A 25,733-nucleotide genomic window follows, 5' to 3' on the forward strand; every position below is an offset into this window, starting at 1 on the left:
ATTGAGATGTAATAGAATAAAATCAATTGTGTGACAAATATAAAAAAATTCCTTTTTTCTCATTATTTGCTTGTTAATTGTCGCGTTTTTTGATGTTTGTCAATGTAATTAGATTGCTAATGTTGTTATCAAAATGATTTTTGATGAAAAAAAGAGCGATATTGATGGTTTTAGCTATGTAATAAAAAAATAAATTTAGGTCTAAAATGCCATTTTTGATGATAAAAACAGCTATCGATACATGGAATATACATAAAATAAATTAATGTGTTGTTTTGGTGTCTATTTTATTAACAAATAGGCTAAAAGTTTTTTATTTTAATCTTTAATTATTTTAAATTTAATTTTTTAAATTATTTTAACTTTTTATTATTTTAATTTAATAATATTTCTCCTTTTTTATGTTTGATTCTATTTTATCTTTAATATTTTTTATTTGATTCTGTTTTTTTATATTATTATTTAATTTGTTTTTTTTTCTTGTTTTTTATTTATTACTTTCTTTTTTAGAACGCTAAAATATAATTTCATTTATTTGTTATGATGCGTAGATATTTTCACTCATTATAAAAGTATAATTAATTATTATTGGTTTCTTTTTTTATTCTTTAACTTAATCATTTTGATTATACAAAACTAATATTTTTATATGAACTGTTTAAATAAATAACGATATGATTTTATCATCAATGATTGACTTGTTTTTATCTCTGAAGTATTGCAATAGCTAGGTTTTATATGGATGTTATTTGTAATACAAATCAGCTAGATAATGAAAGTATAATGAGTGAGATAAATAGTAAATGAGAATAGTTCTTTCTAAATTTATGCGACTAAAGGTATAGTTAAAGTGATCTTGATCGTATTGATAAAAGTAAAAAACTTATTTTTGTTCTTTTTTCTGTCTTAGAAAGTATGAAATAAATTATTTTTAATAATAGAAAAATATTTATTTAAGGATGTTTTTTACCTTTTTTAAAGTGTTTAAGTTGACTGTTATAGAACAAAGATAGGAAGTAAAATATTTTTGAAGTTATTGTCTCATTTTTCGATGAGATATTAATTTCACCTTTATAATTGTCATACAAATATAGAAAGAAAAAAGGTAACTAAAAAGTGAGTTTGTAGATAATTATTTTTGTTTTAACTACGTAATAATCTCTAGCAAAATATTTTCTTTAGCGTGTGAATGTATTGCTGTCTGTTTTAAGCTCTATAAGCTTGTCTCACAATAAGTGATATTGCTCTGAGATTATTATGGGAACATAAATAGTGAAAAGATTATTTTCATCATTAAATAGCCCTGTTTTGATAATGGAAATCAGCGATTATGTTAGCGATGTTTTAGGATTTAACATTTGACGCTGTCCATTACCTCTGAAATAAGTTGGCAAATACAAACAGTTTGTCTGATATTGATAAAATTGTTTACATTTTATTACCAGCGTTGTTACAGATAAAAAAAAGAACCAAAGTGTGAGCTAGGTTCCTTTTTTTAGAGTGTACGAATAGGCGTTAAAGACTAAGCCAAGCTTTTTTGTGGTTCTCGTTTGACTTTAAATTGAGAAAAAAATCAGTAATTCCAACTAAGGCTGCGCTTAAAGGAACAATGTTATAACTGTACTTTAAAGCAATTTCGTCAATCACCGTCAAATAGCATTGCTTAAATTAAACGCGCCAATATTCATGGAAGAGACTAAACCTGATGCATTGTTTGATATTCCTGAAGGGTTATCATCAAATAGTGGTGAAACACTAAGACGTTCATGTATTGATGGTGAAGGTATTGTTTGTTTATTCGATTTTATACTGACTGACGAGCTTCAACAGGGAAGATTGATCGAATTATTTCGTGATAAATTACACTCAGTATCTTTGGCGTTTAGTGCCTTTTATTATAGTGATAGAGTGGTAAGGCAACGTATTCAGGTATTTATTGATAGTTTTGCGGATTATTTATCTGGCACTTTAAAATTGTAGTTAGGCTAATACTTGCAAGTTATCTGACTGTATTATCATCACATCGTTAGCCAGCAAGACCACTCTTTTATCTTATCGAGTGGCCTTGATATAAGTGAATTAAAGAGTGAACTAGGCGCGACTGATCTGGAAGTAATTCACTAGTTTATTCAGATTAAGCGCTTGTTCATTAAGTGAACTGGCAGCGGCGACGGATTCTTCTACTAATCCAGCATTCTGTTGAGTTGTTGAATCAAGCTGACTTATCGCATTATTGATTTGCGATATACCATCACTTTGCTCATTACTTGCCTGCCCAATTTCTCGTAATAATGCGCTGATCTCTTCAACGTCGGTGATCATTTTTTGGATTTGTGAGCCAGCTTGCTCAACTAATTCCATTCCTTCTTGTGTTTGGGTTGATGAATTATCGATAAGAGTGCGTATATCATTAGCGGAATCTGCACTTTTTTGTGCTAATAGTCTAACTTCGCCAGCAACAACGGCAAAACCTTTACCGTGTTCACCTGCTCTAGCGGCTTCAACCGCAGCATTTAGTGCAAGAATATTTGTTTGGAAAGCAATGGCATCAATTAAGTTAATAATATCTGTCATTTGAGATGATGAGCTATTAATTGCTCTCATTTTTTCTGTTAGCTGGAGCATCATTTCGCCATTATGGTGCACGGCGATTTCAGTTTTTTCAGCAACATTTATCGCATCATGTGTATGATCTGCGGTGTTTTTAACAGTTGATGTCATTTGCTCCATTGAGCTTGCCGTTTCTTCTACTGATGTTGCTTGTTCTTCTGTTCTTGCCGCTAAGTTTTGGCTGCCAGCAGTAATTTGCTCTGCCGCTGACGAAATATTTTCAGCGCCGTTTTGTACATTTTGCACAACATCTAATAGGTGCATTTTCATTTCTGCAAGGGCTTGTAATAATATCCCTGCTTCATCATGATAATCAGTATTCACTTCTTGTGTTAAATCGCCATTTGCAATGGCTTTTGCAAAGTTGATTGCCTTTTCTAATGGCAGAGTAATACCTTTAGTAATAAACCACCCTAAAATACTGCCCACAACAATACTGACAAGAGTTAATAATACTAAAAATATTCTTTTTTCAATAAAATCACGTTCAACAGCATCGCCAGCTTCCTCCATCTTTTGATTTTGTAATTCGATAAATTCTAAGATTTTATCGCGATACTTTAACTGAATAGCGGAAGTTTTTGTGATTAGCTCATTGACTGCGGCGTGTCTGTTGTTTTCATTAAATGCTTTCACCACAAAGTTTTGAGAGTTTATATATTGCTGACGAATATCATAAACCTCAGCTAAGATTTTTTTTGACTCAGCATCATGTGTGGTTTCGTCTAATTCTTTTAGCAATTGTGCAACTTTAGCGGTGATCTCTACTTTTTTGCTCTCTTGCTCTGCCGCTAGGCTTCCTTGCTCATCAAGCATAGTGAGTTGCTGGAATATAATAAATTCATTGAAATTATTGATTAGTAAATTGGCTTTGGCTGTGGCTGGATAGATATCATCAACGACATCATGAATATCTTGATTCGCACTGTTTAAACCCATTAATGCGAAACTGGAACCCAACATAATTAACATCACAAAAGTTGTAAATGCGATAGTTAATTTTGTACGAATTTTAAAGTTTTTAAAGAACATGCTTAACCCTGGATAAATAATAATTAATAAGTATTGGTAACTTATTCAAGAACAAACAGTATCGGTAAGCAGTGACAGAACTTTAGTTACTAAACTAAATAAAGGGAGATAAAAAGGCTTGCATTGATTTTTAACACACTATTTTTATTGTTAAAAAGAGATCTCTTCCCTTTTTTTATCTAAATGTGCTTAGTATTTAAGTTTCATTCAACTTTATAAAACTAGACAAAAAGTAATAAAAAATTAAAGATAACCTTTATTTTCCGTTAACAATTGTTTGTTCGATTTTAATATTTGTTAATTAATCTTGAGGTGTTTAAAAGGTAGAATAAAGGTAAAGAGATTATAAGAGTGGCTAAAGGTACGCTATCTAAGACTTGCTCACCTCTGAAATGCTTTTGGTTATGATAGACTGAGTGACTTAAAACAGGCGAGTTTATGGTTAATATGAGATGTGTTTTAACACTCCATATTTCTTATACTCAATCGACTTAAAGGTAACGCTGTATGCGCAGTGTATTTATATTTTTGAGCATATTTATTTTAGGATTTAGTCATATGGCGTATTCTGATCAAACCCTTGTCTTTATAAGACATGGTGAGAAACCTGATAACGATAGTGGGCAGTTGACCTGTAAAGGATTAAATAGAGCATTAGCCCTACCTGATGTACTTATAAATCAATTTGGCAAACCTGATGCATTATTTGCAGCGGCACCTAAACAAAGTAAATTGGGTAATTCATTACGTTCACTTCAAACGATTTCTCCTCTCGCCATTAAAACCTCATTGCCTATCCATCTTCAATATCATGCTAAAGAGATAAAAGAATTACGTGAAGATTTGCTTAGTCAGCAATATGAAAATTCAGTTATTTTTATTGCATGGGAACACGACAATTTAGTCAAAGTTGCACGAGATATCATGAAACAAGAGGGGGGGGATCCTAAATTAATCCCTAAATGGAAAAGTAATGATTTTGATAGTATCTATATCTTAAAAATTATCCGAGAGGGTGATAAGAAAAGTGTCATATTTGAACAAAGACCGCAAGGGTTAGATAGCGTATCGGAAGTTTGCCCTAATTAGTGAGCATCTTATCTAATACTAAAAAACAAGATATTTAAATAGAGTTAGACCAGATAGAGTTAGAACACTCTTTTTTACACACAGACTTAATGCTATTTGAAGCAATGCGAGAAATATATGCAAAATGAAGTTATACGCTCAGTAGAGCACGAGATCAAAGTACACCTTGTAAACTCATTTACTAAAAATAATAAAGGTGGTAATCCTGCTGGCGTAGTACTTAATCCCCCTCAATTAAGTGATGCACAGAAAATGGCTATTGCTAAAGAAGTCGGCTTTTCTGAAACGGCATTTGTTTATCAAGGCGAAGAGACTGATTTTAAGGTTGATTTTTTTACTCCTGAAGGAGAAGTTGATTTCTGTGGTCATGCTACATTAGCTGTCTTTTTCACGTTATCTTCACTCAACTTATTGGATTCTGGTCATTACACACAAAAAACGAAAGCAGGTATTTTAAGCGTAGCGATTGATACTGAAAATATCGTTATGGAGCAAACACTACCTGTTTCACGACAAGCTCCAAGTGTTGACGCTGTGGCTGCTGCGCTGGGAATAAATCGCGAAGTTATCTTAGAAACCGGTTTGCCCATTGAAATATTTTCAACGGGATTATTCGATATTTTGATCCCCGTACAATTTGGGCAATTAGATACGCTAAAACCTAATTTTGATGCAATAGCAAGCCTAAGTCGTGAATTTAATACTATCGGTTTTCATGTTTTCGAGCTTAGTCAAGATAAAGAAATTACTGCACATTGTCGCAACTTTGCACCTTTATATGGTATCAATGAAGAGTCTGCAACAGGGAGTTCTAGTGGCGCTTTAGGCTGCTATCTTGTTAAGCATGTTTTCCCTCATAAAACCCATTTTCTATTAGAGCAAGGGCGTGCAATGCAATGCTCCTCTCTTATTCAGGTTATTATTGATTCAACGGAAAATACGATTAGTCGAGTAAGAGTAGGGGGAAAAGCGACCACGATAGGCTTGAAGATTATTACTCTTTAAATAGCTTGCGGTATTTTATATCAAGTTATTCCTAATCGGCTCTAGTGTAAAAGCTAGGGCCTTTACCTAATAATTTTATCCATTCGTATATAGATATTTCTTTTGTAAAAATGCCTACACACCGTTATTGGTTAGTAGGTTTATAGTACATAGCAATTTTTGATTTAATTGATGATATAATTTTTTTCTTCCACGGCAGCATTGATTTTCTATTCATCATAAATAAATTGCCTATAGCAAGACTATCAACAAGTTTAATTTTATAAACAGTATGTTTAAACGGTTGATTTTCTAGCCACGGTTCAGGCACAACAGCTATATATGGGCAACTATTAATAGCGGGTATAACTTGTGCGTATTCAGGACATTTAAATCCGATTGTTCTAAATAATCCTCTTCTACGTAATTGCCTATCAAGTTCATTATCATCTTGAGACCAAGGTAAACAATAGACATGTTTATAAGAAACCAATTGTTCAAGACTAAAATCGTCAATATTTTTTAAAGAGGATCTTAATGGTTCTCCATAAATAATTATGAGCCTACTTGTTCCTATAGTTTCAAATTTTAAAGACGATACTGGGTTTTGATCTCCGCCAACAGCAAAGACTAAATCTACAGTACCATCAAGCACTTCTTCTCGCCAAGAGCGGCGTTGATATGGAATACACTCAGCATAAAAATCCAACTCAAAAGAGAGTTCAGATAGTGTTGGGGTAATAATATCCATTAAAGCAGGGGGGCAAACCACCTTAAAATTTCTTGAGCCATCAAATGTATCGGTAAATAGATCATCATTTAGAGAAATAAAAAGAGGAACCAATTTTGCTTTTAGCGTTAAAGCAAATGGCGTGGGGACTTGAATATTATTTTCTCGTTTAAATAAAGGATCACTCAGTGTTAAGCGTAGTCTACTTAATGCATGACTTACCGCTGATGGTGAAATTCCTAATTTATGAGTCGCTTCTTTCGTACTTCCTGTCAAAAGCAATGCATAGAGCACTTTGAGGAGATTAAAATCAAATTGAGCTAGATTCATTTTGTCTCTTTATAAATGAGCAGAATTCAATTTATTTATACTATTATCTCGGCTTAATGACAAACAAATGATGGTACATATGAAAAAGCTAACATTAATTGCATTGCTTTGTATGCAAGGATTGGTTACGCCAATCGCAGTCCATGCATCGCTGCATCCTGAACAACCTTTATCAACAGCACCACCCAAAAGTATATTTAAACAATGGGCTAAACCTATAGCACCTTTTAAAATAGCGCCTCAAGTTTGGTATGTGGGAACAAAAAACTTAACTTCGATATTGATCACCACAGAGAAAGGTCATGTTCTTATTGATGCTGGTTTAAGTGAAAGCGCAGAATTAATCCAAAGTAATATTGAAAAATTAGGTTTTAATATTAAGGATGTTAAATATATTCTTAATAGCCATGCAAGATTAGATCAGGCTGGTGGTATAACAAAGCTAAAGGAAATAAGTGGTGCCAGTGTTATTTCGAATACAATAAATGCAGAACAATTAGCGTTAGGTGGTGCTAATGACTTTGCTTTAGGTGATGCATTGTTATTTCCTCCAGTGAAGGTGGATCTAATATTAAATGATAATGAATCTTTTGAGCTTTCTGGGGTTGTTTTCACTGCTTTACTAACGCCTGGACATTTACCAGGAAGTACTTCATGGAAAGTTAAATTAAATAATAATGACATACTTATTTATGCGGATAGTTTAGCAACGCCGGGATATTACTTGGTTAATAACCTTAATTATCCAGATATTGTTAGTGATCTTCATTACAGCTACCAAATATTAAATAATCAAGAAGTGGATATATTTATTGCTAGTAAAGGAGAGCGATTTAATTTATTAGATAAAATTAAAAATTTAAATAATGGAGACGAAAAAGCGTTTTATGACGCTAACGGTCTTAAGTTATATGTCGAAAAATCAAGAATGTCCTTAATAAGTCAATTAAATAAATAATTTTTTAATAAAGAATGGAATATATATGTCATTTAAATATTTAGTCCCCATTTTGGGTGTTTTTCTGTGCTCGAATTCTTATTCTTATGCTGGTGAGTTAAAAATAGGTGCAGGTATTGGCATGTCTTCACCATACGAAGGATCGGATAAGTATATTTTAATCCCAGATGCTATGTTGCAATATACAACAGAAACAAATAGTTTTGGTCTATTCAGTATAGGTACTAGTGGCGCGAGGTGGCAATTTAATCTTTTTGATAATATTCATATTGCGCTACTTGGAACGTATATGCAGGGGCGTAAAGAAGAAATCGGCTTTTCTAGAGATAAAAATGAAGACTTAAAAGGAATGGGGGATCTTAAAGGAGCCGCAGGTGCAGGTGTTGAACTGAGTTATAGTATTGTAGGGCATTCTTTTTATATAAATTCACTGACCGCACTTGGCCATCGAGATTATGGTGGAAAAAATATTGATAATGCTACTCGGTTTGAACTTGGAATTAATTCACATTTTGAGATAAATAAAAATTGGTCTATTGACTCTAATATATCTACAAGATATATAAACAAAAATTATAGTCAGGCTTATTTTGGTGTCACGGAAAAGCAGTCACTTAATTCTGATTACTCTATTTATACACCAAACTCTGGAATTAAAGATGCCGGTGTTTTAATTGGCGTGAATTATAAAGTAAGTGAAAGACTCTTTGTTAATCTAAAATCAGGTGGTTATTATTTGTTTGGTGATATGGCAGATAGTCCAATTACAAAACAAAAATATGGATTAGTAAATATAATCGGCCTATCATATGTTTTTTAAAAAATTATGAAAATAAATATTAAATACTTTTTATTTATATCTATATTTATATTAAATGGGTGTGTTGTTGGCCCTGGTTGGTATAAGGAAGGTATAAGTTATGAAAATTCTCAAAATATATTAGCAAAATGTAAGTATGATATTGGTATTGCCAAAGTAAGTTCAAATGAAAAGCCAGAGCTAATAGCTGAGTGTATGAAATCCCAAGGATACAGATACAAAAATTATTCACATAGTTATTAGTTAAATGTTTTTTTTAATAAAAATAGGCGTTAGTTTATAGCACCTTTTCCATGTTTATAAATAGTGATATTTAATGATTGCCTATTTTCTATAAATTGAATGAAAATCAGTCCATATAAATTAAAGCGGTTTGTATCGAGGTAGATACAAACCGCTTAATTATAGATAAGGATACGATAAAAAATTAATACATATATTTAATACCAAATACTGCTTGTGTATCGTTATAGCCAAAATCCCCGATCTGTTGAGAGACGTTCCTCCATAAATTTAGGTTTTTATTGATCTGACCTTCAATATCAATTTTCACTTCCCCAACATTACGGTTTCCGGTAACATTAAACTGTTTACCGTCTATTTTCACGCCATATTGCTTACTGTTATAAATCCAGTTTGTTTCCACAAAAGGCTCGAAGTTACGATCTTTACCTTCATCGATAGTATTATGACCATATAGGTACGCCCTTAATTCCAAGCGTGTGCGGATATTATTTTCTCCACTGCTACTTATCTGGGTTCCGTTGGCTTCGGTATGATCATTGGTGGTGGCGTATTCCCCTATCTTAATGGTATAGCCAGATTCAACAGAAGCCGTAACACCTCGTGATTTGTATTTCTCGGTAGCAAGCTGATGGCTATTAACCTCATGATTAAGATTGAATTTTTTATTATTGAAGGTTCTGTAGTAAAGTTGTTCCAACGTAAATCTAGCTTGGTGAGTTGTGTTAAATTAATCATGCTCTCTGGTAATGTCGAAAGCGGATTTTTCACGTAAATCAATATATTGTATTGAGAATTTTTCTCCTATTAAATAAATTATAAATGATGATTAAATTTATAACTTATCTCTTCGTTAAAATATTTTCGATTATGTAGATGGCTGAAATTAAAATTACGTAATTTATAGTATTTACTAAACGTTATTTATTTTTAGGATTTAGTTATATGGCGTGCTTAGATTAAATGACTAGTATGTTATAGATGGGTATTCACTTATAAGATTAATAATTTTTTGCTTTGAATAAAAGGATGTTCTCTATGTTTAAAAGATACAATATAAAATTAAATATGGTTAGATTAGTAAGTGTTTCACTTATTTGTTCTATGCTATCAGGTTGTTTCTCATTTGGTTTATTATATACTACTGGCCGAGATCCGGAATATCAGAAATCTAATTGGGGTTCAGATACTATTATTGCTCTTTCGTTAGCGAATGATGTTAATGGAAATACTGGGTGGGTATTTGTTGGGGAAAATTTTGACTACTTACTGAGTAGTGGCGGTGATAATATCGTAAGTATGTTGAAAGATCCGGTTATATTCCGAGACAGAATTATCGTTGAACAACAAGCTCAATTTGTTATTGATCCAAAAAGAAAAGAGTTTTCAGGAAGAATGGAACTTAATTATAGATGGGCTGAAGAAAAGGATAAAATAGCAATCACAAAATACGGTTTTTCATGTAATGATAATACAAAGATGTGCTCAGCATTGATACAAAATTTAGTCGGTACTATACATAAAAAAAATAAAGAGCAAGATATAACCTATTTAATGCAATTCTATCATCCATTCAAAGTTGAGTTTTACCAATATAAGCAGGATTTTTTTGGTCCAAGATCTGCTCGAGTATTACTGCCAGTAACATTAGCGTTAGATATCGTGACATTACCTTTGCAGTTTCTTTTTGTAGGGCATAGAAGGTAATTGATTAACTATTGTTGTAGTGGGAGCTTGCACCAACCTATAACGAGTTGAATTTGCAATTGAGTAATATCAGCATATTTTTTGCTATAGGTTGAATCAGAAAGAAAAAAGAAAGCTGATTGTTGTACCTTAGTTTTAATATAAATATTCAATGTTTAACCCTCTATTTTTTGCTCTTTAAAAATCACAATGAAAACATATGGTTATATTTTGGCATTTTTAATAAGGTAAAAATGGTTAAATGTAGCTAACAGCTTGCTTTAGCTCATTTTTTCGTGATAATGCTATTGTTCACTGCCGCATAGGCAGCTTAGAAACAAGAACTTTAGATGATACTGATATAGCGAAAGTTCACTGCCGCATAGGCAGCTTAGAAATGACGGTGTAAAGAAATGACAGTGCCATATCCGTTCACTGCCGCATAGGCAGCTTAGAAAAACTATTGCGTTAAGCCAGCTATCTCGTGATGGTTCACTGCCGCATAGGCAGCTTAGAAAGACAACTTTTGCCATATCGTCAGCACCACCAAGTTCACTGCCGCATAGGCAGCTTAGAAAATTCATTAATTTCACTTTCAATAAAAGCAACAGTTCACTGCCGCATAGGCAGCTTAGAAAACGTTAGAACGTGTTAAATCATTTTATGTAGAGTTCACTGCCGCATAGGCAGCTTAGAAATCATGAACAGGATGATATTGATAGCTTCGCGTGTTCACTGCCGCATAGGCAGCTTAGAAAGCCCACGGACGAGTTACAAACACACCTGCAGTGTTCACTGCCGCATAGGCAGCTTAGAAATCATATGCATCTTGACTGGCGCCACCAGCCAAGTTCACTGCCGCATAGGCAGCTTAGAAATCTTGCTCTCGCTGTTGCCGATGTGTTTCTTGGTTCACTGCCGCATAGGCAGCTTAGAAATGTTGCCGTCCACAAAACAGGTGCTAAAGGTAGTTCACTGCCGCATAGGCAGCTTAGAAAATTGTTAGCGAGATGAGGCTAATTTCTGTTGAGTTCACTGCCGCATAGGCAGCTTAGAAATGCAAGATAAACAACTTGGCAGAAAGATTGACGTTCACTGCCGCATAGGCAGCTTAGAAAAATAGAGCGCGTGACCACTGATGCTCTACCTGGTTCACTGCCGCATAGGCAGCTTAGAAAATAGCAGAAAGAGATGCTGCAGCAGTTCTTGCGTTCACTGCCGCATAGGCAGCTTAGAAAATACGATTAAGGCGCTGCTCTAACTGCTGTTGGTTCACTGCCGCATAGGCAGCTTAGAAAGGTTAAGCCAGATGCGTGTTTGACTTGCAAAGGTTCACTGCCGCATAGGCAGCTTAGAAAAGTTGCCACTTTATCCATATATTCAGGAAAGCGTTCACTGCCGCATAGGCAGCTTAGAAATACACTAAGAGAGTATCGGGCACAACGTCCAAGTTCACTGCCGCATAGGCAGCTTAGAAATTCGCCATCCCCTCTCTCCTTGATATTATCAAGTTCACTGCCGCATAGGCAGCTTAGAAAACAAGAATGGCCTGGCTTGGAGGCTGTATGATGTTCACTGCCGCATAGGCAGCTTAGAAATTGTAACGGAACCGCTTTTTCTTGATATGAAAGTTCACTGCCGCGTAGGCAGCTTAGAAATACCGATTATGAGTCGGGTGCTCTAACCAACTGTTCACTGCCGCATAGGCAGTTTTAATATTTTTAATAATTAAATTTTCCTTAACAGTTCACATATATGCAATTTGCTTATGTCATGCTTACTTCTTAATTGATATTGTTTGGAGGTGACTAAAAGAGGCTAAAGTAATGGAAGATTTATCCCCCTCCGATTTGAAAACCATTCTTCATTCTAAAAGAGCCAATATGTATTACTTGGAATACTGCCGAGTGATGCAAAAAGATGGTCGTGTTTTATATCTCACAGAGTCGAAAAAAGAGAATCTCTACTTCAATATCCCTATTGCTAATACTACAGTCTTATTACTTGGTAATGGCACATCAATTACTCAAGCCGCAATGCGTATGCTTTCACAAGCCGGTGTGTTGGTAGGTTTTTGTGGTGGAGGTGGTACGCCACTGCATATGGCGACTGAGGTAGAGTGGTTTACTCCGCAAAGTGAGTATCGTCCGACTGAATATCTACAAGGCTGGCTTTCTTTTTGGTTTGATGATGAAAAACGGCTTGGAGTTGCTAAGCAATTTCAAAGAGCTCGGATTGGCTATTTACAAACAGTATGGTCAAAAGATCGAGAGTTAAAAAATCAAGGATTTATTTTTAAGGATGAACTGATACAACAAGCATTATCCACTTTTTATGAACGTACTGATAAAGCAGCTAAAAGCACAGATTTACTACTCACAGAAGCGCAACTGACCAAAACTCTTTATAAATATGCGGCCAACAATACCAACCTTAAAAATTTTACTCGTCAACACGACTCTACAACCTTAGCTAATGATTTTTTGAATCATGGTAATTATTTAGCTTATGGCTTGGCTGCCAGTTGCTTATGGGTACTTGGCATTCCACATGGTTTTGCTGTTATGCACGGCAAAACTCGTCGTGGAGCATTAGTGTTTGATGTTGCAGATTTAATCAAAGATGCTGTTGTCTTGCCATGGGCTTTTGTATGCGCTAAAGAAAACGCTACTGAACAAGAGTTTCGTCAACAAGTGTTGCAGGCTTTTATTGAACATAAATCGATGGAATTTATGTTTAATACAATTAAAGCAATTGCTTTGAATGAACCTTCCATTGATAACGGAGGTTCCGAGCCATGATGGTGACTTTTGTTTCTGAGTGCGAAAAGAACGCTCTCAAGAAAACTCGACGTGTTTTAGATGCTTTCGCTGATCGAATTGGCAATAACACTTGGCAAACATTAATCACTGAAGATGGATTACAGACAGTCAAAAAAATGTTACGAAAAACCGCTAGTCGAAGTACAGCGGTAAGCTGTCATTGGATCCGAAGTCGTTCACGTAGCCAGTTGCTTTGGGTGGTGGGCAATCGGTCTAAATTTAATTTTGAAGGTATCGTTCCTGTTAATCGAACTTCGCTTAATCTTGAACATCGAGAGTGGGAGTCTGGCTGGTATTTAAACGAAATAATAGTACTAGCCAGCGCATTAGCGGGTTTATTTCATGATATTGGTAAATCTAATGCGCTATTTCAAAAAAAGTTACAAGGAAAAACACAATCGAAAGGTGAGCCTTATCGGCATGAATGGATCTCACTTCGTTTGTTTGAAGCTTTTACTAAAGGAAAATCAGACCAAGATTGGATAAAGCAACTTGCTGAGTTAACTGATGAAAAGGTAGCAAAAAAGTGGAATACTCGACTTACACAAACAATCTTTATTGATGCTCCTAATAAACACCAAAATCCGTTTTCTGATTTAGCGCCATTTGCCAAACTTATTGCGTGGTTAGTGGTGTCACATCACCGTTTACCTAAAAATAATGATCTGAATAAACCAGTTAATATTTCTAACATGAATTTATGGCTCTCTCATTGTTTTGATTGTCATTGGAATTCCCCTAATGCACTGGATATGTCTAAATATTCACAGCAAGCACTAAAAGACAATTGGTTATTTCCTAGAGGAACACCATTTTTAAGCCACACTTGGCGGAGAAAAGCCGTAAAATTAGCGGTTCGTGCACTGAATACGCCATTGCTTGTAAATAGCTCCATTTCTTGGTTTGAACAGCGATTTGTCAGTCATATGGCACGTTTATCACTTATGTTGGCGGATCATTACTACTCTTCTCTTCGTTTGGATGAAGGTCAATTTGTTTGGCGTGATCCTGATTATGGAGCTATTGCAAATACCGATCGGCAATCAGTTCAAGGTACAAGTACTGTACCGAAACAGCAATTAGATGAACACAATATTGGTGTTTCAGTTAATGCTCAGCACTTTGCGAGTAACTTACCCGTTTTAAAATATACTTTGCCTGCTATTACACAACATAGGCTCTTTTCGAAAAGTTCAGGAATTGAAAAATATTACTGGCAGGATAAAGCGTATACACAGGCTAAAGCCATTAGCAAATTAACAGAAAAACAAGGTTTTTTTGGCGTTAATATGGCGTCTACTGGATGTGGTAAAACCATTGCTAATGCACGTATTATGTATGGTTTAGCCGATGAACGAGAAGGCTGCCGTTTTTCTGTTGCATTAGGGTTACGTACATTAACGTTACAAACGGGTGATGCATATCGTAATTTACTCAAGTTAGGCGACGATGAATTAGCGGTGTTAATTGGTTCACAAGCAGTAAAAGCCTTGTATGAACTCAATGGTTCAGAATCAAATCACGGTAGTGAATCTTCGGAAGATTGGTTTGAACAACTGTTTGTTAGTTATGAAGGGCAAATATACGATGGTCGATTAAAACACTGGTTGAGTGCAAGTCCGAAACTTGAACAATTAGTCAGCGCACCAGTTTTGGTCAGTACAATTGATCACTTAATGCCAGCGACAGAAAGTCAATCAGGTGGTAAACAAATTGCACCGATGCTTCGATTACTTACATCTGATTTAGTGCTTGATGAACCGGATGATTTTGGCTTAGAAGATATGCCTGCGCTATGTCGTTTAGTGAATTGGGCGGGAATGCTCGGGTCGCGAGTATTGTTATCATCAGCAACGTTGCCACCATCCTTGATTAAAAACTTATTCGATGCTTATAAAACTGGGCGTGAACATTTTAATAAATCGCAATTTGTACAGCAAAATGAACTGCCAATTTTGTGTGCTTGGATTGATGAATTCACAACACAAACCCAAGAAATCTCTCAAATTACCGATTTTATAATCACACACCGCCAGTTTGTTGATAAACGAGTCACTGAACTGAGTAAAAACGATAAGCCACTTCGCCAAGGCGCAATTATTCATGTTGAAGAGACACAATTAGCAGACTCTTTGAGTCGAACAGCACACCAACAAGCAATTTATCAAAGTGTAGCCAAGACTTTTCATCAACAAATTCATCGATTACATCAAGTTCATAGTATTGAGTCACCTTGTGGTAAACATGTGTCGCTAGGGGTGATCCGTATGGCGAACATCAATCCTATGGTTGCGGTAGCAACGGCATTAACTCAATTATCGCCACAGGCTGGGTACCGGATTTGCTACTGTGTTTACCATTCTCAATTCCCATTGGCGATGCGCTCTAATAAAGAGCACAAATTAGACCGACTGTTAGAGCGTCATGCGCCTGATGCATTGTGGCGACAACCAGAAATTATGCAGGTCTTAGATAAATCACCTGAACAGAACATCGTATTTGTGGTGTTGGGTACATCTGTGGTTGAAGTTGGGCGTGACCATGATTATGACTGGGCAATTGCAGAACCAAGCTCAATGCGCTCATTAATTCAGTTAGCAGGGCGAATTCAACGTCATCGACAACAAGTTCCAACTCAATTTAATTTGATTGTGCTCAATAAAAATATTCGAGCACTTAAAGGAGAGCTGGTGGCGTATTGCCATCCTGGTTTTGAAAGTAAGGCATTACCGTTAGCTACGCATGATATTGCCCAACTTTTAGGAACAGAATTACAACATATTTCGGCGATCACGCGCGTTAAAGAACCCAAGCTAGATAGTAAAGATTTTTTATTCGATCCCAAAACTCTAGGGCAAAGTGCTTATCCAGTGCAAAATTTTTTAGTGCAGGAACATCGCGCATTAAGATTTGCGTTAGAGGCGATGCCAAAGCCTGAATTCTATCATAACGATAAAGAAGCTAACCGCTGGTGGGCGAATGAAATTGGTTTGCATGCAAGTTGGAATGCGGAGTTTATTCAACAAACTGAATTTCGTAAATCAGAAAGGCAAGAAGCCTTTGTTTTACGGTGTGATGAGGATGAGCAATTAGAATGGAGTCAGTTAGACACTACAAGTAAGCCTTACCAGTACGTACCTAAATCGTCGCGATTTCAGATGATTGAGATGGAATTAGCTGAGGGATGCCAATGGTGGTTTGATGCATCACCTATCCACATATATGAGCAGTTTGCTAAACAACTTGGTCAATCATTAACAAGAACCAGTGATCGATTAGGTGAAATACAGTTACGAGCAGAAAAAAAGAAGACCAAATCATTGAGTGGGTATGGCATAACCAACTCGGTGTGTTTCAACAAGAAAATAATTAAGGAAAGCGAATGGACGGAACATTAAGTGCCGCGATCGCGGAATATATAGAACAGCGAAAGCAGGAGAAGTTAGAACCACTGCAAAAAAAACTCAATAGAACATTAGAGAAAAGTAGCGATCCTGTCGAAATTGCACAGGCGAAAGTGGAATACAATGACAATGCTACGCCGATAGAATTGAAGTTTGAACCTAAAAATTGGTTATCAAATAAAGCTAAATTAGCAAAGCAAATCACTATTGCTACACATGCGCCGAAATATCTAAATGGTGATGCTAAGGCGAGTGGAATATATTTGGATAAGTTTGAAATATTAAATAGTCGATATCTCGTTACTCAACATATTTCTAATAAGAGTATTGATTTTATTGGAAATGCTGCAGCTTTAGATATTGCAACGCTTTTAAAGATCGAGGTGAGAGGTGAATCATTAATCGATCAATTAAAGGCAAATCATATCAATGCACTTAAAATTTTTACTGATGAGCTAGACTTATTAGATTTATGGAAAAATGGATTCAAGCAAGCGCTTTATGACGAAAATATCTCGGCCCATACGTTAAGTAAACAGGTCTATTTTCCAATTAATAAAGAGAAAAAAGAGTATCATTTGTTGTGTCCGCTTTATTCTTCGGCATTATCTCAAGAGCTATATTTTAAAATCCGCCAATCTCGATATGGTGATTCAAAAGAGATCCGCGATGCCTACAAGAAAGGGTTATATGACGAACGGTTGAATATCTATTTCCCTGAAACTGCAGTGCAGATGTTTGGTGGTTCAAAACCTCAAAATATCTCTCAGTTAAATAGTGAGCGTCACGGACAAGGTTTCTTGCTCAATTGTGCACCACCTACATACCTAGCACAAACCAAACCACCTTTACACTATTTATCCATTTTTAACCGACAACTTTCGTTCCAAACTAACGCTTTGATTCGTGAATTTAAGGCGTTTTTAGCTGGTTTAACAGAGAAAGATCGCAACTTTAAAACACGTTATCAACGTGATTATCACTATGTTAAACCACTGATAGATAGCTTGTTGAATTTTATTGCTGAAATTCAATCTATTCCTAATAGTGCGGGGTGGACTAACTCTCCTGAGTGCAAAATGAAGCGTGCTCATCAGCTGTTATTAGATATTGATAACCCCGATCTCGCATTTCAACGTGAAAGAGAACAAGGTGATTGGTTGGAAATTGTTGCTAATGATTTTTCACATTGGTTATTGCACAAATTAGAAAATAAACAAGCCTATGTGCTGGGGGATGTTGAGCATCGTTATTTTAAAAAACTGTGTTTAAACGAATTGCGTACTTTCGAACGCATCTCTATGACATTCGAGGAGAATAACGCATGAAGCATTATCTCTTATTAAAAAAAATAGATGTGCAAAATGCTAATGCTATTGCTGGCCTAACTTACGGTTTCCCCGCAATAACCAATTTCTTAGGTTTTGCTCACGCTTTATCACGTAAGTTATCACCAATACTGCCTGTGAGTTTAGGCGGTGTTGCTGTTGTTAGCCATAAAAATGATGTTCATGTGCGTCGACCTAGCGGGATGGGAGACTATGTATTTGCTTTGACACGTAATCCTCTGACACCACAAGGTAACACTGCCCCAATTAATGAAGAAGGGCGCATGTGGATGCAAATTTCACTATTAATTGAAGTTGATGGCATTGTTGGTGGTGATAAGCAGACGGAACAGAACTTATTATCCAACATAAGCAGATTAGTTCCAGCGATGCGACTTGCTGGAGGGCAAATAACGAATATTGAAAGTATTCAACTTCTTACTAGCGAAAAAGAGCAACAATATGCATTACGCCGATTGATGCCTGGTTTTGTACTGGTCGATCGCTGTGATTACTTAGCAGCACATTTTCAGCATTTACAACAACAAAATATATCCAGTACTTTAATGGATGCATGGTGTGATTTTGCCACATTGAAATTCAGGGCTATCTCACAAGAAGATGAAAATACTACTGAAAATGGAGAAACCAGAAGAAAAGCAAATTGGGAGTATCAACCGAAACCCAACAGCGGGTATTTGGTTCCTATTGCTACTGGCTACTGTGCCATTTCAGAATGTTACGCACCTGGTCAAGTCGCTAATGTTAGGGATCCTTCTATTCCAGCTACATTCGCTGAAACCGCTTACTCTGTTGGTGAATGGCTCAGTGTGCATCGTTTAGTCAATATCCAGCAAGGTATCTGGCGTTATCACCACGAGTATCCATGGTATTTGGCAAAAGGATTAGCGGTTCAAGAAGATATTCCTGAACCTGATACGATTAAAGAAGCAGCAGAATTAACTGACTTTGACCCTGACTTTATATAATTTAAAAGGATTGAAATAATGGCTAATAAAAAATTAGAAACTCCATCCGTACTCGCTTTTGAAGCTAAATTGATCCCATCCGATGCACTAATGTTTGCAGGTAACTGGGGTAAAAATGAATGGTCACCGATCATGATTGGCGAAAAAACAGTACGAGGTACTATTTCCAATCGTCTTAAATCCGCGTTGGCTAATGATCCTGTAAAATTAGATGCTGAGGTATCAAAAGCAAATATACAAACAATAGATACAGCCGCGTTATCTCATGATACCGATACATTAAAAGTTGTTTTCTCATTACGGATATTGGGTGGTTTGGATGTACCATCTACCTGTAATTCCCCAGATTATCAACAAGCCTTAGCAGAAAAAATCCAAGCTTACCAAGATGAAACTAAGTTTAAAGAGCTGGCACAACGTTATGCGATAAATATTGCTAATGGTCGGTTCTTATGGCGTAACCGTGTGGGTGCAAAAAATGTGAGTGTGGAAGTGAATGTAGCAGATAAAAAGTTCATATTTGAAAGCTACGATTACAATTTGCATGAGTTTAAAAGCAATAAGCAAGTGGATGAGTTAGCTGAGTTGATCCAACAAGGTTTGCAGGGCGAAGCCATGTTTTTGAATATCATTGCTTACTCGCAGCTTGGTGAAGGTCAGCAAGTCTTTCCATCTCAAGAACTGGTAATGGGTGGAGGTAAAGGCGATAAAAGCAAGTTTCTTTATCAGTTGAGTGGGCAAGCAGCAATGCACTCGCAAAAAATCGGTAATGCCCTTCGAACTATTGATACTTGGCATTCAGCCGTTGAAGAAGTCGGTCCAATTGCGATTGAACCTTATGGTTCTGTCACAAATCGAGGTGCAGCGTATCGTCAACCTAAAGATAAAATGGACTTTTATAAGTTGCTGGATGGTTGGATGTTGAAAGACCAATTACCAACAATAGAGCAACAACATTACATTATGGCGATGCTGATCCGTGGTGGTGTCTTTGGTGAATAAGGGCGGGAAATGAAGTATTATCAAGATATTACACTACTTCCTGCAGCTGAGATTTCGTTAGGCTTTATCTGGGAGAAAGTGTATCAACAAATACATTTGATGTTGGTAGAGCATAAGTTAGACACGAATGTATCAGAAGTTGGGCTGAGTTTTCCTGCTTATGGCGATAAAACTTTCCCATTAGGGGATCAATTGCGTTTATTCACAGAAACCGAAGTGTCACTTTCGCGTTTAGATGTGGCGAAATGGTTGCAGCGATTGAGTGATTATGTACGTATTGAACCAGTGAAACCAGTACCGAGTGATGTTGAGGAATATGCCTGTTTTACGCGCCATAATCCTAAATCTCAACAGCGTCGCTTAAAGCAACTGGAACGCCGAACTTCCTACTTAGCACAAAAACATGGTGTTGATGAAGATACTATGCGAGTGGAACTTTTAGCATCAATTGAGCAAAAATCGGGTGAAAGTAAATTGCCATATATTAATGTACAAAGTTTATCAACACCTACTGAACCTCAATTGCGTCATAAATTTATGCTTTTTATTCAATGTAATAAGTCAAATTCGCAATTGGGTAATAGCAACACATTTTCTTGTTATGGGTTGAGCCAAAAAGAAAAAGGGAAGCAGACTTTTGTACCTTGGTTTTAGTCTAAGTAATCAATGGTGAAACCCTTTATTTTTTGCTCTTTAAAAATCGCAATAAAAACAACAAGCTATATGCAGGCATTTTTAATAAGGTAAAAAAGGTTAAACATTGCTAACGCCTTGCTGTAGCTTGTTTTTTCGTGATAATGCTATTGTTCACTGCCGCATAGGCAGCTTAGAAAATACGAAAAAGTAAGACCTGAGTTTTTATCTAGTTCACTGCCGCATAGGCAGCTTAGAAAGTCTTGGATGAACAAGGGCGAACCCGCAAAACGTTCACTGCCGCATAGGCAGCTTAGAAATTTGATGCACACAAATTATTCTGCAAATGGTTGTTCACTGCCGCATAGGCAGCTTAGAAACATCGGGTTATCTAAAATCTGTTCTGTATGCGGTTCACTGCCGCATAGGCAGCTTAGAAATAGGAGCATTCCCTGTAGTTTCAAGTGCAATGGTTCACTGCCGCATAGGCAGCTTAGAAAAGAAGATTGGCAAGTATTAATCACCGATGTATTGTTCACTGCCGCATAGGCAGCTTAGAAAGTTGATGCCTTGTAGTCAATCATTTCCTTTATGTTCACTGCCGCATAGGCAGCTTAGAAATGCATGAATAATATCTTTCGCACCCTCAATTAGTTCACTGCCGCATAGGCAGCTTAGAAAAAAACACCAATGTACGTGGGTAAAGGTGGTAAGTTCACTGCCGCATAGGCAGCTTAGAAAATCCAACATCATTTTTATCTTTTGCTCTTCTTGTTCACTGCCGCATAGGCAGCTTAGAAACACCAGCTCATCACGTCTTACATACAATTCAGAGTTCACTGCCGCATAGGCAGCTTAGAAACTCTGCCGACACATCCCCATTCACATAACCATGTTCACTGCCGCATAGGCAGCTTAGAAAAGTAAGGAAAATTCTATTAATGGATTTATACTGTTCACTGCCGCATAGGCAGCTTAGAAATGTTGATGGAACAAAACGAAAAATAGGTTCTAGTTCACTGCCGCATAGGCAGCTTAGAAAAAGCACTATTCTTCGATACACTTCACTAAAGTGTTCACTGCCGCATAGGCAGCTTAGAAAGCAACCCGGTTACATCATCGCTGTTGCTGATGGTTCACTGCCGCATAGGCAGCTTAGAAATGCACCCCTCGCACTCGTCCGACTATCTTAGAGTTCACTGCCGCATAGGCAGCTTAGAAAAAAGTAATGAGCTGGCTCGTTCTGGTGCTAATGTTCACTGCCGCATAGGCAGCTTAGAAAATTAGTATTGTTCTCAATTGGCGGTGCATACTGTTCACTGCCGCATAGGCAGCTTAGAAAATTATAAAATAGCATATACTCGATAAAATCAGGTTCACTGCCGCATAGGCAGCTTAGAAAATATCAGGTATCCACTGTAGCTAGTGCCCTTTGTTCACTGCCGCATAGGCAGCTTAGAAAAACGGACGAGCATTTGCCCCATATCGGCAATTGTTCACTGCCGCATAGGCAGCTTAGAAATAACAGCGTTATAGTGATTGAAATGTAACTTTGTTCACTGCCGCATAGGCAGCTTAGAAAGATTCCACATCACCAAAGCGTGGCGCCCATGAGTTCACTGCCGCATAGGCAGCTTAGAAACGAACGCTGTCGCTGTGCCGACTGCTGTAATTGTTCACTGCCGCATAGGCAGCTTAGAAAAAGTGTACCGGCGTTTATATACCTCTCATGATGTTCACTGCCGCATAGGCAGCTTAGAAATCAAGAGCTTTATCTCTTGCTCTTGAGCTTTCGTTCACTGCCGCATAGGCAGCTTAGAAAATTTATTAACTACGCTGTTAGAATGGATAGTTGTTCACTGCCGCATAGGCAGCTTAGAAAATATAGTGTAGATAGTGAAGACGTTGTATTACGTTCACTGCCGCATAGGCAGCTTAGAAAATTGGCAAATGTAAGTAAGGTTTCGACAAATGGTTCACTGCCGCATAGGCAGCTTAGAAATAGTTAAAGATGTTGCAAATGAATTAGGTTCTGTTCACTGCCGCATAGGCAGCTTAGAAAGTAACAGTTGTTCACATCAAGCATAATTAGTGGTTCACTGCCGCATAGGCAGCTTAGAAAAACTAAATTCTGTGGCTAGCTCAGTATTAGGTGTTCACTGCCGCATAGGCAGCTTAGAAATTCAAGCGGAACACGAGCCGCAAGTGATAAGGGTTCACTGCCGCATAGGCAGCTTAGAAAAAAAACGCCGCAAGCAATGCACAGACTGCGGCGTTCACTGCCGCATAGGCAGCTTAGAAAACGGTATTTAGTGCGCCAACTACGATTTTCAAGTTCACTGCCGCATAGGCAGCTTAGAAAATTCTTCCGCTTATATTGCTCATGATCATCGCGTTCACTGCCGCATAGGCAGCTTAGAAATCTCTCGCATTTCAGGCGTCATGCGTAGAGGGGTTCACTGCCGCATAGGCAGCTTAGAAAAACAGATTCACGTTTATTTAAACAGTGAACAACTTACTGATACTCTTGTTTCTTTTGAGTATTTTCTAATCTGCTTAACGAGGTGCCTATCAAGGTGCCTAAGATGATTGGATTTAATTAGGTGACATCAGATTGCGCAGGACATAAAAAAGCCCGCAACTCATTGAGTTAGCGGGCTTTTCAGTCTTCTTTGGACGTCCTTAGAAGATAATTTGGTGGAGCTGGCGGGAGTTGAACCCGCGTCCGAAATTTCTACATCCTCGGTACTACATGCTTAGTCTATCTTTAATTTCACTTACCCACTGCGGACAGACGCGCCATGAATAAGCTAGCTTGATTAAGTTTAACGCTTTGACCCCAAGCTAGGTCTCCACGCGATCTCTTTTGGGTTTGACCTCTCTTGATCCCCGTCTTAAGAGCGGAAGCTAGGGAGAGAGGGCTCTAAGCAGGTTATTAAGCTGCTAGTGCTTCGTACTGATTGTCGTTTGCGACTATCTTTTTTGCGGCTTTTTACGAGGCCAACCGCCCCTCGGCATGCACCTTGGGTTTCGCAAATCCCGTCGAATCCAGAATCAGCCCCAAGTTGTTGAAAGCGAGTATATCAGAAAAATACTTGTAATTGCTAGTACTTAACGCAATTTAGCGGTTAGCATTTTTCATGATACGTGCTTTGTCTAATTTCCACTCACGATCTTTAATGGTATCGCGTTTATCGTGATCTTTCTTACCCTTTGCAACGCCAATTTTGATTTTGCACCAAGCGTTTTTCCAATAAAGAGAAAGAGCAACAACGGTGTAACCATCACGGTTGATTTGACCGTAAAGTGAATCTAATTCGCGTTGCTTTAATAATAGTTTACGGGTACGAGTCGGGTCACAAACGACATGGCTTGATGCAACATTTAAAGGAGTAATGGTTGCACCAAAAAGATAAGCTTCGCCATCACGCATGATAACATAGCTATCACTGATGTTTGCTTTACCGGCACGCAGTGATTTAACTTCCCAGCCTTGGAGCGCCAAGCCCGCTTCTATCTCATCTTCGATGAAATATTCATGGCGAGCACGTTTGTTTAACGCAATGGTCGCAGAACCAGGTTTGTGTGATTTTTTCTTTGTCATAATGTCCACATTATACTGTATGAGCAATAGAAAGAAATCATTTAACCGACTGTTTTCTTTTCAATTGCATAAAACTTAAGCTATATTCCATTAGATTTTTAATTAGTCACTGTTCAATGATATGATCACACACAGTGTTGTCGTACAGGAATAACTATGCCTCAGATTAGTCGATCTGCTCTTGTCCCTTTTAGCACAGAGCAAATGTTTAAACTGGTTAATGATGTTCTTACTTATCCTGATTTTCTACCAGGATGCGTTGGAAGTAAACTGATCAAAAGCACACCAGAAGAAATGATTGCATCAATAAATGTCTCTAAAGCGGGAATTAGTAAAACATTTACTACCCATAACTTTTTAAAGACTAATGAACGTGTTGATATGCGTCTTGTTGATGGCCCCTTTCGTAAATTAACTGGGGGGTGGGTGTTTACCGCACTCGATGATAATGCGTGTAAGATAGAATTTCAGCTAGACTTTGAATTCACTAATAAATTAATTGAGTTGGCTTTTGGACGTATTTTTAAAGATTTAACGAACAATATGGTTCAGGCGTTTACTCACAGAGCGAAAGAGATCTATCGTGACTAAAATATGGGTAGAGGTAACCTATGCGTTGCCCGATAAGCAGTATCTTATCCCTGTTGAACTAACGTTAGGGGACACGGTTGAACAAGCTATTATTGCTTCAAATATCTTAACGATTTGTAATGATATTGATTTGACTAAGAATAAAGTGGGTATTTATAGTCGACCAACAAAATTAAGCGATAATGTGCGAGATGGCGATAGAATTGAAATTTATCGACCTTTAATTGCTGATCCTAAAGAAATGCGTCGTAAACGCGCTGAAAAAGCACAACAAAAAGCGGATTGATATTATGCTTTCTGCCTAATAGGCGGGAGTTTTATATACTGCATTGATAGGTCATTTGATTACAGACAGATACAAGAAAAGACAACACTGTTATAAAGCATTTTCTCCTTATAAAAACACACCCCAACGTCAGATTTAACGTATGGGGTGCAATTCGTTTTTGCCAATCTTATACAAAACTAAGTTTTCTTAGCACTGCAATCGCATTACGATTTTGTTGCAGGTGCTGAGAAGTTAGGCATATTGCCTTGCTTATCAATCTTAGTCAGTATGCCATTGCTATCAAAAGTCAGAGTGAGAGTCTCTTGACGTACTTCTTGATGACCAGGCTCTTCGCGGAAAACATAATACCAAGTCTGGCTTCCGAAAGGATCTTTAAGCATTGGCGTACCAAGGGCAAATTGAACTTGCTGCTGTGTCATTCCTTGCTGAACTTTTGCGACTTCGGCTGGCGTTAAATAATTTCCCTGATTGATATCTGGGTGATAAACCAGTCTCTCGAACATAGAGCAACCTGAAGTCATTACGACTAAAGATAAGGCGGCAACTTTTAACAGTTTAAAACGCATGGTTATTACATTCCTTTTAGGGT

19 protein-coding genes, 1 other RNA gene and 2 CRISPR repeat arrays are annotated in these 25,733 nt (G+C 37.0%); of the genes, 14 read left to right on the forward strand and 6 right to left on the reverse strand.

Annotated elements, in window-relative coordinates; genetic code table 11:
* Positions 1–1,686: 1,686 nt before the first annotated feature.
* Positions 1,687–1,980 carry a LysR substrate-binding domain-containing protein gene (locus GTK47_RS08945; RefSeq protein ID WP_165122831.1) on the forward strand — a complete coding sequence of 98 codons (294 nt, stop codon included), beginning with the start codon at positions 1,687–1,689 and terminating at the stop codon, positions 1,978–1,980.
* A 111-nt stretch (positions 1,981–2,091) separates the two neighbouring features.
* Here GTK47_RS08945 and GTK47_RS08950 read toward each other — a convergent pair whose 3' ends face one another.
* Complete coding sequence (locus GTK47_RS08950; protein ID WP_165122832.1) at positions 2,092–3,642, reverse strand: methyl-accepting chemotaxis protein; 1,551 nt, start codon at positions 3,640–3,642, stop codon at positions 2,092–2,094.
* A 507-nt stretch (positions 3,643–4,149) separates the two neighbouring features.
* Between GTK47_RS08950 and GTK47_RS08955 the strand changes: the two genes are divergently transcribed.
* Both GTK47_RS08955 and GTK47_RS08960 read left to right on the forward strand, forming a co-directional pair.
* Positions 4,150–4,731 (forward strand): histidine phosphatase family protein, encoded by a 582-nt coding sequence (locus tag GTK47_RS08955; RefSeq protein WP_165122833.1) that lies wholly within the window; start codon positions 4,150–4,152, stop codon positions 4,729–4,731.
* Between the two features lie 117 nt (positions 4,732–4,848).
* Positions 4,849–5,736, forward strand: a complete 888-nt coding sequence (locus GTK47_RS08960) for a PhzF family phenazine biosynthesis protein (RefSeq protein ID WP_165122834.1) — start codon at positions 4,849–4,851, stop codon at positions 5,734–5,736.
* 124 nt (positions 5,737–5,860) lie between these two features.
* On the opposite strand, the gene GTK47_RS08965 is transcribed toward GTK47_RS08960, so the two are convergent.
* Positions 5,861–6,775 carry a LysR family transcriptional regulator gene (locus tag GTK47_RS08965; RefSeq protein ID WP_165122835.1) on the reverse strand — a complete coding sequence of 305 codons (915 nt, stop codon included), beginning with the start codon at positions 6,773–6,775 and terminating at the stop codon, positions 5,861–5,863.
* Positions 6,776–6,887: 112 nt separating this feature from the next.
* Here GTK47_RS08965 and GTK47_RS08970 point away from each other — a divergent pair, with 112 nt between their 5' ends.
* Positions 6,888–7,733, forward strand: coding sequence for an HARLDQ motif MBL-fold protein (locus tag GTK47_RS08970; protein ID WP_241256107.1), 846 nt, complete (start codon positions 6,888–6,890; stop codon positions 7,731–7,733).
* A gap of 25 nt (positions 7,734–7,758) precedes the next feature.
* Entirely contained in the window at positions 7,759–8,553 is a 795-nt protein-coding gene (locus tag GTK47_RS08975) for a MipA/OmpV family protein (protein WP_165122837.1), read from the forward strand.
* 427 nt (positions 8,554–8,980) lie between these two features.
* Here the strand turns inward: GTK47_RS08975 and GTK47_RS08980 are convergent, their stop codons facing one another.
* The gene (locus tag GTK47_RS08980) at positions 8,981–9,496 is read right to left on the reverse strand and encodes an autotransporter outer membrane beta-barrel domain-containing protein (protein ID WP_165122838.1); all 516 of its coding nucleotides are present in this window, start codon (positions 9,494–9,496) and stop codon (positions 8,981–8,983) included.
* A 338-nt stretch (positions 9,497–9,834) separates the two neighbouring features.
* On the opposite strand from GTK47_RS08980, the gene GTK47_RS08985 reads away from it, so the two are divergent.
* The 7 genes from GTK47_RS08985 to cas6f all read left to right on the forward strand — a co-directional run bounded on the left by GTK47_RS08985 (position 9,835) and on the right by cas6f (position 20,681).
* On the forward strand, positions 9,835–10,503 hold the full coding sequence (locus GTK47_RS08985; protein ID WP_241256089.1) for a hypothetical protein: 669 nt from the start codon (positions 9,835–9,837) through the stop codon (positions 10,501–10,503).
* Positions 10,504–10,792: 289 nt separating this feature from the next.
* A CRISPR array of direct repeats spans positions 10,793–12,200; the repeat unit is 28 nt; unit sequence GTTCACTGCCGCATAGGCAGCTTAGAAA.
* Between the two features lie 108 nt (positions 12,201–12,308).
* Complete coding sequence (gene cas1f, locus GTK47_RS08990; protein ID WP_165122839.1) at positions 12,309–13,283, forward strand: type I-F CRISPR-associated endonuclease Cas1f; 975 nt, start codon at positions 12,309–12,311, stop codon at positions 13,281–13,283.
* Positions 13,280–16,702, forward strand: coding sequence for a type I-F CRISPR-associated helicase Cas3f (cas3f, locus tag GTK47_RS08995; RefSeq protein ID WP_206535887.1), 3,423 nt, complete (start codon positions 13,280–13,282; stop codon positions 16,700–16,702). Before cas1f ends, cas3f begins: the two co-directional genes overlap by 4 nt.
* The gene (gene csy1, locus GTK47_RS09000) at positions 16,687–18,036 is read left to right on the forward strand and encodes a type I-F CRISPR-associated protein Csy1 (protein ID WP_165122840.1); all 1,350 of its coding nucleotides are present in this window, start codon (positions 16,687–16,689) and stop codon (positions 18,034–18,036) included. The genes cas3f and csy1 overlap by 16 nt, the downstream gene beginning before the upstream one ends.
* A complete protein-coding gene (csy2, locus tag GTK47_RS09005) occupies positions 18,033–19,025 on the forward strand; it encodes a type I-F CRISPR-associated protein Csy2 (protein WP_165122841.1) in 993 nt (330 codons plus the stop codon). Before csy1 ends, csy2 begins: the two co-directional genes overlap by 4 nt.
* A gap of 18 nt (positions 19,026–19,043) precedes the next feature.
* Positions 19,044–20,027, forward strand: a complete 984-nt coding sequence (gene csy3 / locus GTK47_RS09010) for a type I-F CRISPR-associated protein Csy3 (protein WP_165122842.1) — start codon at positions 19,044–19,046, stop codon at positions 20,025–20,027.
* 9 nt (positions 20,028–20,036) lie between these two features.
* The gene (gene cas6f, locus GTK47_RS09015; RefSeq protein WP_165122843.1) at positions 20,037–20,681 is read left to right on the forward strand and encodes a type I-F CRISPR-associated endoribonuclease Cas6/Csy4; all 645 of its coding nucleotides are present in this window, start codon (positions 20,037–20,039) and stop codon (positions 20,679–20,681) included.
* 151 nt (positions 20,682–20,832) lie between these two features.
* Positions 20,833–23,142: a CRISPR direct-repeat array (repeat unit 28 nt; unit sequence GTTCACTGCCGCATAGGCAGCTTAGAAA).
* A 213-nt stretch (positions 23,143–23,355) separates the two neighbouring features.
* On the opposite strand, the gene ssrA is transcribed toward cas6f, so the two are convergent.
* Positions 23,356–23,722: a transfer-messenger RNA gene (gene ssrA, locus GTK47_RS09020) on the reverse strand.
* A 59-nt stretch (positions 23,723–23,781) separates the two neighbouring features.
* On the reverse strand, positions 23,782–24,264 hold the full coding sequence (smpB, locus tag GTK47_RS09025; protein WP_088495016.1) for an SsrA-binding protein SmpB: 483 nt from the start codon (positions 24,262–24,264) through the stop codon (positions 23,782–23,784).
* Positions 24,265–24,420: 156 nt separating this feature from the next.
* Here smpB and GTK47_RS09030 point away from each other — a divergent pair, with 156 nt between their 5' ends.
* Together GTK47_RS09030 and GTK47_RS09035 are read left to right on the forward strand one after the other, a co-directional pair.
* On the forward strand, positions 24,421–24,855 hold the full coding sequence (locus GTK47_RS09030) for an SRPBCC family protein (protein ID WP_006533588.1): 435 nt from the start codon (positions 24,421–24,423) through the stop codon (positions 24,853–24,855).
* Positions 24,848–25,141 (forward strand): RnfH family protein, encoded by a 294-nt coding sequence (locus GTK47_RS09035; protein ID WP_165122844.1) that lies wholly within the window; start codon positions 24,848–24,850, stop codon positions 25,139–25,141. The genes GTK47_RS09030 and GTK47_RS09035 overlap by 8 nt, the downstream gene beginning before the upstream one ends.
* A gap of 206 nt (positions 25,142–25,347) precedes the next feature.
* Here GTK47_RS09035 and bamE read toward each other — a convergent pair whose 3' ends face one another.
* Positions 25,348–25,710 carry an outer membrane protein assembly factor BamE gene (gene bamE, locus GTK47_RS09040; protein WP_088495022.1) on the reverse strand — a complete coding sequence of 121 codons (363 nt, stop codon included), beginning with the start codon at positions 25,708–25,710 and terminating at the stop codon, positions 25,348–25,350.
* Between the last annotated feature and the right edge of the window lie 23 nt (positions 25,711–25,733).

This window comes from Proteus sp. ZN5 (assembly GCF_011046025.1).
GTDB lineage: Bacteria > Pseudomonadota > Gammaproteobacteria > Enterobacterales > Enterobacteriaceae > Proteus.

Excerpts from the sequence above, each read along its gene's own strand:
- GTK47_RS08945 (WP_165122831.1), top strand. The coding sequence starts at position 1,687 with ATGGAAGAGACTAAACCTGATGCATTGTTTGATATTCCTGAAGGGTTA.
- GTK47_RS08950 (WP_165122832.1), bottom strand. The coding sequence starts at position 3,642 with ATGTTCTTTAAAAACTTTAAAATTCGTACAAAATTAACTATCGCATTT.
- GTK47_RS08955 (WP_165122833.1), top strand. The coding sequence starts at position 4,150 with ATGCGCAGTGTATTTATATTTTTGAGCATATTTATTTTAGGATTTAGT.
- GTK47_RS08960 (WP_165122834.1), top strand. The coding sequence starts at position 4,849 with ATGCAAAATGAAGTTATACGCTCAGTAGAGCACGAGATCAAAGTACAC.
- GTK47_RS08965 (WP_165122835.1), bottom strand. The coding sequence starts at position 6,775 with ATGAATCTAGCTCAATTTGATTTTAATCTCCTCAAAGTGCTCTATGCA.
- GTK47_RS08970 (WP_241256107.1), top strand. The coding sequence starts at position 6,888 with ATGCAAGGATTGGTTACGCCAATCGCAGTCCATGCATCGCTGCATCCT.
- GTK47_RS08975 (WP_165122837.1), top strand. The coding sequence starts at position 7,759 with ATGTCATTTAAATATTTAGTCCCCATTTTGGGTGTTTTTCTGTGCTCG.
- GTK47_RS08985 (WP_241256089.1), top strand. The coding sequence starts at position 9,835 with ATGTTTAAAAGATACAATATAAAATTAAATATGGTTAGATTAGTAAGT.
- cas1f (WP_165122839.1), top strand. The coding sequence starts at position 12,309 with ATGGAAGATTTATCCCCCTCCGATTTGAAAACCATTCTTCATTCTAAA.
- cas3f (WP_206535887.1), top strand. The coding sequence starts at position 13,280 with ATGATGGTGACTTTTGTTTCTGAGTGCGAAAAGAACGCTCTCAAGAAA.
- csy1 (WP_165122840.1), top strand. The coding sequence starts at position 16,687 with ATGGACGGAACATTAAGTGCCGCGATCGCGGAATATATAGAACAGCGA.
- csy2 (WP_165122841.1), top strand. The coding sequence starts at position 18,033 with ATGAAGCATTATCTCTTATTAAAAAAAATAGATGTGCAAAATGCTAAT.
- csy3 (WP_165122842.1), top strand. The coding sequence starts at position 19,044 with ATGGCTAATAAAAAATTAGAAACTCCATCCGTACTCGCTTTTGAAGCT.
- cas6f (WP_165122843.1), top strand. The coding sequence starts at position 20,037 with ATGAAGTATTATCAAGATATTACACTACTTCCTGCAGCTGAGATTTCG.
- smpB (WP_088495016.1), bottom strand. The coding sequence starts at position 24,264 with ATGACAAAGAAAAAATCACACAAACCTGGTTCTGCGACCATTGCGTTA.
- GTK47_RS09030 (WP_006533588.1), top strand. The coding sequence starts at position 24,421 with ATGCCTCAGATTAGTCGATCTGCTCTTGTCCCTTTTAGCACAGAGCAA.
- bamE (WP_088495022.1), bottom strand. The coding sequence starts at position 25,710 with ATGCGTTTTAAACTGTTAAAAGTTGCCGCCTTATCTTTAGTCGTAATG.